At 61.9% G+C, this 12,457-nt stretch carries 11 protein-coding genes and 1 tRNA gene; 7 read left to right on the top strand and 5 right to left on the bottom strand.

Features of this window, described 5'->3' with window-relative positions; all coding sequences use genetic code 11:
* Positions 1–30: 30 nt before the first annotated feature.
* A complete protein-coding gene (locus AC5ZG5_RS06765; RefSeq protein WP_456641669.1) occupies positions 31–1,227 on the bottom strand; it encodes a hypothetical protein in 1,197 nt (398 codons plus the stop codon).
* 718 nt (positions 1,228–1,945) lie between these two features.
* Positions 1,946–2,158 carry a helix-turn-helix domain-containing protein gene (locus AC5ZG5_RS06760; RefSeq protein ID WP_456641668.1) on the bottom strand — a complete coding sequence of 71 codons (213 nt, stop codon included), beginning with the start codon at positions 2,156–2,158 and terminating at the stop codon, positions 1,946–1,948.
* A 109-nt stretch (positions 2,159–2,267) separates the two neighbouring features.
* Between AC5ZG5_RS06760 and AC5ZG5_RS06755 the strand changes: the two genes are divergently transcribed.
* The gene (locus AC5ZG5_RS06755; RefSeq protein ID WP_456641667.1) at positions 2,268–2,585 is read left to right on the top strand and encodes a hypothetical protein; all 318 of its coding nucleotides are present in this window, start codon (positions 2,268–2,270) and stop codon (positions 2,583–2,585) included.
* 159 nt (positions 2,586–2,744) lie between these two features.
* The gene (locus AC5ZG5_RS06750; protein WP_456641666.1) at positions 2,745–2,996 is read left to right on the top strand and encodes a helix-turn-helix transcriptional regulator; all 252 of its coding nucleotides are present in this window, start codon (positions 2,745–2,747) and stop codon (positions 2,994–2,996) included.
* Here AC5ZG5_RS06750 and AC5ZG5_RS06745 read toward each other — a convergent pair.
* The 3 genes from AC5ZG5_RS06745 to AC5ZG5_RS06735 form a co-directional block, all read right to left on the bottom strand.
* On the bottom strand, positions 2,985–4,112 hold the full coding sequence (locus AC5ZG5_RS06745; RefSeq protein WP_456641665.1) for a tyrosine-type recombinase/integrase: 1,128 nt from the start codon (positions 4,110–4,112) through the stop codon (positions 2,985–2,987). The two genes, AC5ZG5_RS06750 and AC5ZG5_RS06745, sit on opposite strands and share 12 nt — an antisense overlap.
* 171 nt (positions 4,113–4,283) lie before the next feature.
* Positions 4,284–4,373: transfer RNA gene (locus AC5ZG5_RS06740), tRNA-Ser, on the bottom strand.
* 276 nt (positions 4,374–4,649) lie between these two features.
* On the bottom strand, positions 4,650–5,387 hold the full coding sequence (locus AC5ZG5_RS06735) for a hypothetical protein (protein WP_456641664.1): 738 nt from the start codon (positions 5,385–5,387) through the stop codon (positions 4,650–4,652).
* Between the two features lie 926 nt (positions 5,388–6,313).
* On the opposite strand from AC5ZG5_RS06735, the gene AC5ZG5_RS06730 reads away from it, so the two are divergent.
* The 5 genes from AC5ZG5_RS06730 (at position 6,314) to metG (ending at position 12,443) form a co-directional block, all read left to right on the top strand.
* Positions 6,314–7,207, top strand: coding sequence for a septal ring lytic transglycosylase RlpA family protein (locus AC5ZG5_RS06730; protein ID WP_245474534.1), 894 nt, complete (start codon positions 6,314–6,316; stop codon positions 7,205–7,207).
* Positions 7,208–7,447: 240 nt separating this feature from the next.
* A complete protein-coding gene (locus AC5ZG5_RS06725; RefSeq protein WP_130223364.1) occupies positions 7,448–8,707 on the top strand; it encodes a D-alanyl-D-alanine carboxypeptidase family protein in 1,260 nt (419 codons plus the stop codon).
* Between the two features lies 1 nt (position 8,708).
* On the top strand, positions 8,709–9,395 hold the full coding sequence (tmk, locus tag AC5ZG5_RS06720) for a dTMP kinase (RefSeq protein ID WP_456641663.1): 687 nt from the start codon (positions 8,709–8,711) through the stop codon (positions 9,393–9,395).
* A complete protein-coding gene (locus AC5ZG5_RS06715; RefSeq protein ID WP_130223368.1) occupies positions 9,392–10,432 on the top strand; it encodes a DNA polymerase III subunit delta' in 1,041 nt (346 codons plus the stop codon). Before tmk ends, AC5ZG5_RS06715 begins: the two co-directional genes overlap by 4 nt.
* A gap of 58 nt (positions 10,433–10,490) precedes the next feature.
* Positions 10,491–12,443 carry a methionine--tRNA ligase gene (metG, locus tag AC5ZG5_RS06710; protein WP_456641662.1) on the top strand — a complete coding sequence of 651 codons (1,953 nt, stop codon included), beginning with the start codon at positions 10,491–10,493 and terminating at the stop codon, positions 12,441–12,443.
* The last annotated feature ends 14 nt before the right edge of the window (positions 12,444–12,457 follow it).

The following is a 12,457-nucleotide window of genomic DNA, read 5'->3' as shown; positions in this document are numbered from 1 at the left end:
GCGAGGACATGCGCGCTCAGGCCGCAAAACCTAGTCGGCCTGCGGCTGCTCATCCGAATAGACGCGCTGATAACGCTCGTCCGGCGTCTTCCACGATCGCAAGAAATCTAGCGGATCCTGAGTGCCAAGGAATTGCCTGGCAAGTCTCAAGCGTTCCAGCACCGCGGTTCTCTCTGCCTCCGGCAGGTCGGCTGCGCGTTGCTCCACTCCCGCAAAGAACCGCTCGACGTTCATCACGTTTGACCATTGCTGAATGATTTGTCCGAGATGCTCGTGGCTGTCTTTGATTGATTGCTGTGTGCGGCGCTGGTCCTCTTCTCGCTTTCGCCTCTCTTCGGCAGCGAGCTGCTCTAGACGGGCGATCTCTGCTTTTCGATTGGCTTCTTCTAATCTGACAGCGATCTCGTTGGCTGCTACCTCTACCGATTTTACGATTTGCTTCAGGGCAGATCGAAGCGTTGTGTCTTTCGTGTCTTGCCAGGTTGTTGACCAGTTGACGTGGTAGTATGGGGCGTAGGCGACCAGTCGGAGGCGTCCAGATGGGAGGTCGTGTGTCGTTGTCCAAGTAGTGCGGTCGTCACGATAACGAGAGGGTGCAGGCGGGATGTGGTCAGATTCTCGAATATATTTGCCTCCAGCATATCGGAGCAGCACTTCTTCCGACATTTCGACGACAGCCAGTCCGACTGCTATGCTGCCGATAAAGACAACTGTCGGCGCCTTAGGCGACCAAAGACTGTCAAAATAGCTGCGTGACCGTTTTCCGCCTGACACGCGCTCATCAATTCTGCCTCGACTGAGGTGCTCTCCCCGCGGAGCCAACGTCACTCGATGACCGGCCGATTCGAGGGCGTTGAAAAGATCGTTGGCAAATGTAAGCGCTTTATCGAGGCAATCCTTCGAGGTCGTTATGTCGACCAGCAGCTTTTTATAGGGCTTCAAGTAACCGCTTCTGAACAGGTCGATAGCGCCGTCGTCATTGGTCCGCCTGGTGTGTTGGAAGTGCTCTTTGGCGCCGCGTATTAGGCTATGAACGCGCTGCACTCGCTTCGTGGTGGATGGAGTTTTTCCGTCCGGCAATTTCGCCCAATAGCTTTGTTTGGGCCTGGCGACGGCGTGAATATTGCACATGCTAATCAGGGATCCGCGAGAGACTCCCAACTCCTCCGCGGCCTGAGCCAAAGGTTTGGTCCAAACCAGTTCGGACAGTTCTTCTCTGGTAACCATGCCACATCCTCAAGCGGGGGCGCGCGACGCCGGGTGGATGCTCAAATGGACTGTGCGGTGGAGCAAGTCATGGCTGCATGTTGCCCACAACTCTCGTCAACTTCGCGCCTGCTCGCGCCACGTTCGAGTCGTGGCCATCAAGACCTTCCGCTAGACCGCGGCCAAACCGCAACAAGAATCAGCGCTCCGATAATGAGCAGAACTGTAATCATAGTTTGAAGAATGTCGAAGTTCAGAGTGTCGCGGGCAACAAACAGCCCAGCAATCGGCGCCGCGATGAACGCAAAGATGCGGATGATCCAAGGCATCTAAACACCTGCTCGTTTCCTCTTGCGCGCATCCGCATGCTGTTCGAACATCCCCGCGCGAGTCGTGTTAGGTCAGAGCGAGGCAAGGGAATGACAGCAATCGGGGACGACACTCCGATTACGCTCCGCGAGGCATGCGAGCTGGCGTTCCGCGGAATCGTCACAGAGGCATCCCTTCGTGCCGAACATCGTCGTGGCGCCCTTCAAATCTTCCGGGTAGGGCGGCAAGATTTCACCACGCTCCGGTTTATCCGTGAAATGCGGGAAAGGAAATGCGGCGTTCAAAATCAGGACCTCGAGTCTGGCTTGATCGCGAAACATAGACCGTTATCGACGGCCGAGAAGGAGTCCGCACGGGCTGCAGCAAGAGCGAGCTTCCGGCGGCTAAAGACTTCTTCGCGGCCGGAGCGTCAACGCTTGGCAAGCCGTACGCCTGGCCCACCGTCGATCGATTGACCGTCGCCGAGGAAGATGACGCCTGCCGATTCGAGCGCGCGCTTCATCTTATCTACGCTACTTAGGCGTGCGTCCTGGCCATCCTCAAAACGATTGATCGTGTTCACGCCCACAGTGGCCATCTCAGCCAACTGCTGGGTGCTCCATTTCAGGGCCGCGCGGGCCATTCGGCATTGTTCTGGCTTCATATGGTGAAAATATCACCAAAAATGGTTGACATCAAACCGGTGATCTTATTATGGTTAATGGTGTAATTATCACCACTTGGAGACGCCCATGCGACAGGCTGCCTCAATTCTTACCACCGAATCCGCCCCACCCAGCATTTCCCAACTGCTCTACACGCATGAGAAAGTTTGCAACCTCGCGCGCGGCCCGCTGCCGTCTCGCGTTGTCGACGACTTGCGCGGCACAGCGTACGGGATCCAAAAGGAAATCGTTAATACGCCCGCCGCCGATTGGTCGGAGTTTGCCGCGAAGGTGCGCCTGCTGTTCGATGAGTTGACCACCGATCCGACTGAAGGCTGGTTGGATGCGATCAGGGAAGGCGTGCGGGCCGATATTGAGCGGCTGGAGGCGACAGAGGCGGCGTAGCAGCGTTAGAAGGCGCTGAGAGCGGTCGGTATAATCCGTTGGAAACCAGCTTCGTTACTGGCCGCAGCGCCTCATCCGCAAGGGTGGGGCGCTCCACTTTTCGCGTATGCTCTTGGTGACCGATTCCAGGTCAGCGGGCTGGGCAGCCAGGAGCATGAGATGGAAACACGTGACGCGAACGCGCCCAATACCCCTCGCAAGATGCTGGGTGTCAGACAGGTGCTTGCGATAGTCCCATTTAGCCGGACCACACTCTACCAAGAGATGGGCGCCGGCCGTTTCCCGAAGGCGCGTGAGATCGCACCTCGCCGCGTGGCTTGGTATGAAGACGACGTGGTGGCGTGGCAGGAAGGCAGCGCCGCAAGCGTGAAGCAGCGCCTCACTCGTTTGGTCGCGCCGCTATTTGGCTGAGCTACAGTATTCGGACCATTCCTGCATCAGCTTGCGTCGCTTCTCCAGTGCGGTGCGGCGCCGGTAGGCTTGCTCAGTCTCGTTGCCAACCTTATGCGCGATGGCCGATTCCGCAACTTCCCACGCGGCCTCTGTTTCGTCGCCGGCCCAGTCGCGGAACGTCGACCGCATGCCATGCGTAGAAGCTGGCGAGTCGGTGTGGCGCCGAATGCACTTCGTCAGACTGACATCGGAGACCGGCCGGAAAGGCAACTGCGCTAAAGCGAGCGCCGACAGCGGCACATAATGCTCTCGCTCCGACTTGGTGCGGCCCGCGGGGATGGTCCACAGATCGCCCCTCACTTCGTCGGTGTCCATTTCACGGGCTTCGTTGAAGCGGCAGGCCGTCAAAATGATCCACCGCAACATGCGCGCGGCGTCGCTGGTATCGGCGGCCAGCGATTTCCAGAACTTCGGCATCTGCTCATAGGGCAGGGCGGGGTGGTGCTTTACGGACTGCTTGCGCTTCTGTGCTGGCAGCAAATGTCTGAGTATCCCGAGCAGCGCCGGATTATCTCCCGTGCGAAGATCCTTCGCCTTGGCGGCGTCCATGATCTTCTCGATGCGACCGCGGAGGCGCGCGGCAGTCTCCTTCTTGGTCATCCAAATCGGTGCAAGCACCTTGACCACGTCATCCTTGGTGACGTCGGGAACAGGCGTGCTCCCGATCACGGGGTAGGCGTAATCACGCAGGGTGTTCTCCCATTGCTGCGCATGCTTCGGATTGCGCCACCCTGGCTTGTGCGTGGTGACGTACTGCTTAGCGAATTCCTCGAATGTTATCGCCTTGGCCGCCTCAACGCGGACAGCGGCGCGCTGGGCATTCCGTTCCTCAATAGGGTCCTTACCCGCCAGCACCAGCTTGCGCGCCTGCTGGGCGGCGTCACGGGCTTCGGCAAGCTTTAGGACGGTGACCGGACCAAGGCCCATCTCACGAGCCTTGCGGGTGGTCGGCGAGGTGAACCGGAACATCCAGCTCTTCGTCCCGCTGGCCGCCACGAAGAGCCAGAGGCCATCACCATCGCCCAGCCGATCGCCCGGCTTGGCGTGCTCAACCTGTTTAACAGTCAGCGCCATCGGTTCTTACCAAGAAGTGTCCGCCTAATCCCACGGCCATACCCACGGTTGGGACCCGGATTTATCGGGAATGATCGGGACAGGCTGGGACAAGAAAAGCCGATGACTCGGGGGTTTTCAAGGGGTTACGAAACTGTTTGGGATTGATCGGGACTGGCTTGGAATGGCCAATGGCGGAAGGGGTGGGATTCGAACCCACGGTACCCTTGCGGGCACGCCGGTTTTCAAGACCGGTGCCTTAAACCACTCGGCCACCCTTCCAAACCAATGTTTTCAAGTGCTTAGCGGGACGTTTCAATGGAACAAACCGCGAAAATCGGCACCCGATTGGCAGCCTGGCGATTCAGCGCCGTGTTGATCGCCGCTGCCGCCTGCCGTCGTCCTTTCTGAACAAATGGGCGTAGATGCGCAAGGTGATATCAGGCTTGGCGTGCCCGAGACGCTTGGAAATTGTGACCGCATCCACGCCGGCACGGAGCAACTGTCAGGTCACTCCATGCCTTGGAGTAGCGCTTGGTGCCGCTTTCGGTTCGTCGATCAGACGCCCGCTGGCCCTTGCGAGACATCGATCACATGGCGCTCGCTGCCAACGGTGATGACGATGGTGTAGGTCTTCGGTCCGCCGCCCTGGTCGGTCGGCGGTGCCAAGTGTAGCTGGCCGCCGTACCATTCACCCGACATCAGAGTATTGTCCTTGATGACCGCTTGTTCCAGCGCAGCCATATTGCGCTGGCCGGTTTCGATCGTGGCTTCGATCATCGCCTCATTCTGTGCTGCAGCGTTTTCCCGGGCGATTGCTGCAGCGGTCGGACTGTAGAAAGTGCCGGTGCGACCGGAGGGCGTCCTGTAGTGACCATGGCCAGCCTGTGAGGCGCTATACGCATTACCGGCGGCTGCAAGACCGGTGAAGATAGCGGCCGCTACTTGGTGGTTCTTCTCCTCCTGGACCAGCATCTCGTAGGTGACGACCTGCATGCCGAAATCCTGTCCGCCGACATGCTGGACGGCCTCGACCTGGGCCACGCGGAAGTCGACGGGCTGACGTCCGAGATTGTTGATGCCGACCACAAATACAGGTCGCCCGTTGGCCTGAAGCTGCCGCGCCGCTGGACGGACCAGCACCAGCGAATTCTTCTGCCGCGACACGAGCGCGGGCTGGCCGTCGCGCATCAAGGCCTGCTGTTGCGGGTTCGACGTCTTGAATGAAACAGTTTCGCCGGCCGAGACACAACCCGCCAGCGTGGCGCACAACGCCACGATCGATAATTTACGCATTGGAATTCCCCCAAACCTGCCATACCCAAAGCCCAACCGGCGCGCGAGATCAAGAGAGCGGTGGTCTTTATGGCGTGGAGTAATGCGCGTGAGCCTCGCTAAGGAGCTTGCGCAGTTCGTCTCAGGCTGGGAGCCGAAGATCAAGGACGGTCTGGCGACCGCCGCGCAGGGAAGGCGAGATCAAAAAAAACTGTGCGAAAACTGCAAAGGCCGCGCACGTCGAAACGAGAGCGCAGCACGATCGGCCCGGAATGCCCCCGGGGAGGCGTGGCCTTAGCCTAGTTCAGCGCGAAGGCCAGCAGGCTCGAGCACAGCAGCACGAAGCTTGCTGCTGTGAGCGTCAGGAATCCGTCGGAGACCAAGTCGTGTTTGCGCATGATGCACCTGCTACACTCCGATGCTCGTCCGAATCTATTAAAGCTTTACGAACATGCCTTTCGGGAAAGAGGTGATGCGTCTTTCCATTTCGCGTTGGGCTTTACGCCCGGGTGCGAAAACCCTCATAGGCATGGGCCAGAAAGATCCCCGCGCTCACCAGGCCCATCACCGCCGTAACCGTCTCGATCATTTCAGAACTTCCTTTGCGCCCCCTGCGCACGAGGGAGAGAACGACTGCAGCCTTGCACAGTCAAAAGAATCCTGCCGGCAACGCTGCGATCGGCCGTGAAGTGATGATTTGCTGCAACAGATGTGTGAAAGCGGGACAGCTTTGCCCGTAGAATGCCGGGGAGGGCGCAACTGAGAATTTACCATGGTTCGGCTCTCCCCATTTCCGCCGTGTTCCGGTTGCGATATCCTCACGTTCTGATGCGGAAGGTAGGCCGCATCGTGGGGATCAGTGACGCGAAGAGGCCTCGCAAGTGGGCACGCGTCCGGTAGCGTGGTAGTTGGGGTCGATGGGGAAGCGGCAATATCCGATTCGAGCGATGGCGCGGGGGGTGGCTGCGGTCGCGACTTGCCTGGTGCTCGCCAACTGCGCCTCCTCGAACAAGTTCGCGAGCCGCGTCGATCCGAAATACGGTGTTTCCGCAAGCCCGCGCGTGGTCGCCTTCGGCGACCCGGTACCGAAGGGCGGCGGGACCTATCGGGTCGGCAAGCCCTACATGGTGGCCGGGCGCATGTATGTGCCGGAGGAAGACGCCAACTACCGCGCGGAGGGGATGGCCTCCTGGTATGGCGATGATTTCCACGGTCGGCTGACCGCCAATGGCGAAGTGTTCGACATGGCCTCGCTGACCGCCGCTCATCCGACGCTGCCCATGCCCTCCTATGCGCGGGTGACGAATTTGCGGAACGGCAAGTCGCTGATCGTGCGCGTCAACGACCGCGGCCCCTATCACGGCAACCGCCTCATCGACGTCTCCAACAAAGCCGCCGAACTGCTTGAATTCAAAGGCCATGGCGTGGCCCGCGTCCGCGTCGAATATGTTGGGCGGGCGCCGCTGGAGGGCTCCGACGACCGCCAGTTGTTGGCGACGCTGCGCAGCGGCGTGCCGGCGCCGTCGCCGTCCACGGTCCGGATCGCCTCGGCCAGGCCGTTCGTGCCCGACATGTCGTCCTCGGCTGGCCACATCCGCGGCGAAGTTCCGCTGCCGGAGGGGCGGCCCTATTCGCTGGGCAATACGTCGGCCGATTACGCCTCGACCAATGCGACCTCGGAAATGTCCGCCTCCAGCCGTGGGCGCGGGCGGGGCACCGCGAACCTGCGGCAGGTATCATATGACGCCAATGGCAGCTCTGCGAGCGATGCCGGCTCGGCCTATGTCCCGATCGATCCGCGCGGTCCGGCGGAAGTGCTGAGCGGTCGCGGGCTGTACTAAAATCAACAGCTTCACGCGCTTATCTTAAGAAACCCGATCAGCGTCGGCTGCAGCCTCGAGCCGTTCAGGCGTACGCGTTTCCGCCGTCTTTGCCGGATTTGCTTCAAGGAACCGACGCGGCTTACGCGATAGGATCATTTTCACTGCGGGAGTGCGCGCCGGCTACGGCCTTGCGGCCAAAACCTCAGTTGTTTGCGGTACTTCCAACTGGTAGAAGGCACCCGTTTCAGGACATCGCCGATGATCGCTGCTTCTCGATCCGCTTTCCCGGCGCGCCGGCCCTGGTGTTCACCTTGGCGCGCGCTGACGGCGGCTGCGGTCGCGCTTGCGATCGGCTTCGGCACCGCGGTCTATGCCGCCAACAACAGCGTGCAGGGCGCCAAGAAGGAGGAGGGCGGCTTTGACGGCGATGCGCCGACCGCGATCCTGATCGAGGCGTCCTCGGGCAGCGTGCTGTTCGAGAAGAACGCCGACGAGCTCCGCGCGCCCTCCAGCATGATGAAGCTGATGACGGCGGAAGTCGTCTTCAACGCCCTCAAGAACGGCCACATCAAGCTGACCGACGAATACAAGATAAGCGAATACGCTTGGCGACGGGGCGGGGCGCCCTCCGGCAGCTCGACGATGTTCGCCGCCATCCACAGCAAGGTCTCGGTCGACGACCTCTTGCACGGGGCGATCATCCAGAGCGGCAATGACTCCTGCATCGCGCTCGCCGAAGGCATCGCCGGCACCGAGCGCGAGTTTGCGGCCGATTTCATGACCAAGCGCGCCCGGGAGCTGGGGCTGACCAAATCGACCTTCGCCAATTCCAACGGCCTGCCTGACCCCGGCAACAAGATGACCGTCCGCGAGCTGGCGAAGCTCGCGCGCCATATCATCCTGACCTATCCCGACATGTACAAGCTGTTTGGCGAGAAGGAATTCACCTGGAACAAGATCCGTCAGCTCAACCGCAATCCGCTGTTGAACTCGCTGAGCGGCGCCGATGGCCTGAAGACCGGCTACACCAAGGAAGGCGGCTACGGCATGGTCGGCTCGGCCGTGCAGAACGACACGCGGCTGATCGTGGTGGTCAACGGGCTGGAGGACGCCGATGACCGCGCAAGCGAAGCCAAGAAGATGCTGGAATGGGGCTTCCGCAGCTTCGAGACCCGCACGCTGATCGCCGCCAACCAGACCATCGGCTACGCACGGGTGTTCGGCGGGGAAAGCCGCTCGGTGAAGCTGACGAGCCCCGAACCGATCAAGGTGATGGTGTCGAAGAACGGCAATGAGAAGCTGCTCGCGCGCGTGGTCTATAACGGCCCGGTGCGGGCGCCGATCCAGGCCGGACAACAGATCGGCGTCGTCAGGGTCTGGCGGAGCGGCAATCTTGCCGTGGAAACGCCCGTCTACGCGGCGGACGCGATCGGCACGGGATCGACCGTGCGCCGGGCGCTCGACGGCGCCCAGGAGCTGGTCATCGGCATGTTCCGCGCCGGCGTCGAGAAGCTCTGATATGGCAAAGGCGAGGGCCAAACGACCATCCTTGCGCGGGCGTTTCATCACGTTCGAAGGCGGCGAGGGGTCCGGAAAATCCACACAGATCAAGCGGCTCGCCGAGCGGCTGAACGGGACCAAGGTGCGCACCATCGTCACCCGCGAGCCCGGCGGCTCGCCGGGCGCCGAGATCATCCGCCATCTGCTGCTGTCGGGCATGGGCAAGCTGCTCGGGCCTGACGCCGAGACGCTGCTGTTCGCAGCCGCGCGCGACGACCATGTCCGCACCGTGATCCAGCCAGCGCTGAATCAGGGCATCTGGGTGCTCTGCGACCGCTTCTTCGATTCGACGCGCGTCTATCAGGGCCGGCTCGGACAGGTGCCGCCCGGCCTCGTCAGCGCCATGCAGCGCGTCACCATCGGCGACCTCAAGCCGGATCTCACCTTCATCCTCGACGTGCCCGTGGAAGTCGGCCTGAAGCGGGCGGCGGCACGGCGCGGCAGCGCGGCGCCCGACCGCTTCGAGTCCGAGGACGTCCAGTTCCATCAGGATTTGCGCGAGGCGTACCGGCAGCTTGCGGTCGAAGACCCGCAGCGCTGCCTGCTGATCGATGCCGATGCCGACGCCGATGCGGTCGCCGAGCGCATCTGGCATGCGTTGCGCGAGCGCCTCCTCACAGCAATTCCGGCGGCGAGCCACGCATGAGCGCGCGCAAGGTCGAGCAGGAGATCGCGGTCCGGCATCCGCGCGAGACGCCCGATTTCTTCGGGCATCGCGAGGCGGAGACAGCGCTGCTCGCGGCCTATCGCTCGGGCCGCATTCCGCATGCCTGGCTGATCGGCGGCACGGCCGGCATCGGGAAGGCGACGCTGGCCTATCGCATGGCGCGCTTCGTGCTGGCGCACCGCGATCCGCTCGCGCCTTCCGTGCAGCAGGCGGAAACGCTGGCGGTCGATCCGCAGGATCCGGTGGCGCGGCAGGTCGCGGCGGGTGCTCATGGCGGGCTGTTGGTGCTGGAGCGCGGGCTCAACGACCGCGGCGTGCTGCGGACGGTGATCACGGTCGACGAGACCCGCGAAACCATCTCGTTCTTCGGCTCGACGGCTGCGGTCGAGGGCTGGCGCGTTTGCATCGTCGATACCGTCGACGAGCTCAATCCGAATGCGGCCAATGCGCTCCTGAAGATTCTCGAGGAGCCGCCGCAACAATCGCTGTTCCTTTTGGTCAGCCACGCGCCGTCGCGGGTGCTGCCGACGATCCTGTCCCGCTGCCGTAAATTGCTGCTCAGGCCGCTTGATACCGATGACGTCATCCGCGCCGCTTCCGCGGCCGCCGAAATGGCACCCGACGATCCGGCGCTGATCGAGGCCGCCGCAGCGGCGGAGGGGAGCGTGGCGCGGGCGCTGAACCTTCTCGGCGGCGACGCGCTGAAGCTGCAGCAGAAGACCGCAGCGCTGCTTGCGACATTGCCGCAGGTCGATCCGCGCGAACTGCATGCGCTCGCGGATTCGCTGGGCCTCAGCGATCGCGTGGCGCTCGCAGCCTTCATCGAGGGCGTCGAACGCTGGATCAGCGACAGACTGCGCACGGGCGATCCCAACGCCAATTTGCCGCGCCTTGCACGGCTGGCGGAGGTATGGGAAAAGATCGTCCTCGCCGCGCGCGACACCGAAGCATACAATCTGGAACGCAAACCGCTGGTGTTCTCGGTGTTTTCGATGCTCGCGGAAGCCGTGCGGTAATCCGCCGTTTCACCAATCCCGATCATTTTCGCTTGAACTGCACCTTGAGGAATTCGTTGTGGCTCGGAAAGCTTCGAAGAAGAAAAAGACGAAGAAGGCAGCACGTCGCGCCGCCGAGGCCGCGGTGAAAACGCGCACGAAAAAGAAGACGGCGACTACGAAGAAGGCGAAAAAGACCGCCAAGACGGCCGTGAAGAAAGCTGCCAAGAAGAAAACCGCCGTCAAGAAAGCCGCGGGCAAGAAGGCAACTGCTAAGAAGGCAACGACCAAGAAGACGCCTGCCAAGACCAAGAAGCCCGCGAAAAAATCGGCAAAGAAAGCCACGAAGAAGACCGCGACAGAAAAGCCGGTTCCTGCTCCGGAGCAGGCCAGCGCACCCGCGCCCGCGCCGGTGGCGAAGAAGGCGCCGAAGCCAAAGCCGAAGCAACCCGATCCCGCCGCCAACCCCGCGCCTGCGACCGACCGCGGCAACCTGTTCTACATCACGACCGCGATCGCCTATCCCAATGGCCAGCCGCATATCGGCCACGCCTATGAGGCGATCGCGACCGATGCGCTGGCGCGCTTCCAGCGGCTCGACGGCAAGGACGTGTTCTTCCTGACCGGCACCGACGAGCACGGCCAGAAGATGATCCAGACCGCGCAAGGCGAGGGACTGACGCCGCACGAACTCGCCACCCGCAACGCCGCCCGCTTCAAGGAAATGGACGAGCGGCTGAACGTCTCGTTCGACCGTTTCATCCGCACCTCCGAACCGGCGCACCACCGTTCGGTGCAGGCGATCTGGGATCGCATGCTGGCGAATGGCGACATCTATCTCGACAGCTATTCCGGCTGGTACTCGGTGCGCGACGAAGCCTATTACGCCGAGGACGAGACCGTCGTCGGCGAGGACAATGTCCGCCGCGGACCGCAGGGCACGCCGGTCGAGTGGGTCGAGGAGAAGAGCTACTTCTTCAAGCTCTCCGCGTACGAGGACAGACTGCTTCATCTCTACGAGAGCCAGCCCGATTTCATCGGGCCGGACTCGCGCCGCAACGAAGTCATGAGCTTCGTCAGGAGCGGGCTGAGGGATCTCTCGATCTCGCGCACGACGTTCGACTGGGGCGTCAAGGTGCCCAATGATCCCGAGCATGTGATGTATGTCTGGGTCGACGCGCTCACCAACTACATCACCGGCGTCGGCTATCCCGACGAGAACGATACAAACTGGCGCTATTGGCCGGCGGATGTGCACATCATCGGCAAGGACATCATCCGCTTCCACGCGGTGTATTGGCCCGCTTTCCTGATGTCGGCCGGCATCCCCGTGCAGAAGCGCGTCTATGCCCATGGCTTCCTGTTCAGCAGGGGCGAGAAGATGTCGAAGTCGGTCGGCAATGTCGTCGATCCCTTCAACCTCGCGGACCAGTATGGCGTCGATCAGATGCGCTATTTCTTCCTGCGCGAGGTGCCATTCGGGCAGGACGGCAATTACAGCCACGAGGCCATCGTCGCGCGGATCAATGCCGACCTTGCTAACGATCTCGGCAATTTGGCGCAGCGCTCGCTGTCGATGATCGCCAAGCAGCTCGACGGCGTGCTGCCGGAGCCCGGCGAGTTCTCGGACAATGACAAGGCGATCCTGGCGCAGGCAGATAACATGCTGGAGGCGTCGCGAAATGCGATGGCGACCCAGCAGATCCACCAATGGCTGAACACGGTGTGGGCCATGGTGGCCGAAGCCAACCGCTACTTCGCGGGCGAAGCGCCATGGGCGCTGGCCAAGACCGATCCTATCAGGCAGAAGACGGTGCTGTATGTGACCGCGGAGGTCGTGCGCCAGATCGCGATCCTGACGCAGCCTGTGATGCCGGAAGCCTCGGCCAAGCTGCTCGACAGTCTGGGCATTCCCAGGGACGATCATAAGTCGCGCCAATTCGCGGCCTATGGCGAGCGGCTCAAGCCGGGCGTCCAATTGCCGCCGCCGGTCGGCGTGTTCCCTCGCTATGTCGAACCAAAGACCGATTGAGCGGTTGGAAGGAC

The organism is Bradyrhizobium sp. Ses1 (assembly GCF_059512365.1).
The sequence above is the reverse complement of the archived record's forward strand: the minus strand, read 5'-3'. Positions and strand labels throughout refer to the sequence as shown.

Coding starts and splice junctions, on each gene's coding strand:
- AC5ZG5_RS06765 (WP_456641669.1), bottom strand. CDS start 1,227: ATGGTTACCAGAGAAGAACTGTCCGAACTGGTTTGGACCAAACCTTTG.
- AC5ZG5_RS06760 (WP_456641668.1), bottom strand. CDS start 2,158: ATGGCCCGCGCGGCCCTGAAATGGAGCACCCAGCAGTTGGCTGAGATG.
- AC5ZG5_RS06755 (WP_456641667.1), top strand. CDS start 2,268: ATGCGACAGGCTGCCTCAATTCTTACCACCGAATCCGCCCCACCCAGC.
- AC5ZG5_RS06750 (WP_456641666.1), top strand. CDS start 2,745: ATGGAAACACGTGACGCGAACGCGCCCAATACCCCTCGCAAGATGCTG.
- AC5ZG5_RS06745 (WP_456641665.1), bottom strand. CDS start 4,112: ATGGCGCTGACTGTTAAACAGGTTGAGCACGCCAAGCCGGGCGATCGG.
- AC5ZG5_RS06735 (WP_456641664.1), bottom strand. CDS start 5,387: ATGCGTAAATTATCGATCGTGGCGTTGTGCGCCACGCTGGCGGGTTGT.
- AC5ZG5_RS06730 (WP_245474534.1), top strand. CDS start 6,314: ATGGCGCGGGGGGTGGCTGCGGTCGCGACTTGCCTGGTGCTCGCCAAC.
- AC5ZG5_RS06725 (WP_130223364.1), top strand. CDS start 7,448: ATGATCGCTGCTTCTCGATCCGCTTTCCCGGCGCGCCGGCCCTGGTGT.
- tmk (WP_456641663.1), top strand. CDS start 8,709: ATGGCAAAGGCGAGGGCCAAACGACCATCCTTGCGCGGGCGTTTCATC.
- AC5ZG5_RS06715 (WP_130223368.1), top strand. CDS start 9,392: ATGAGCGCGCGCAAGGTCGAGCAGGAGATCGCGGTCCGGCATCCGCGC.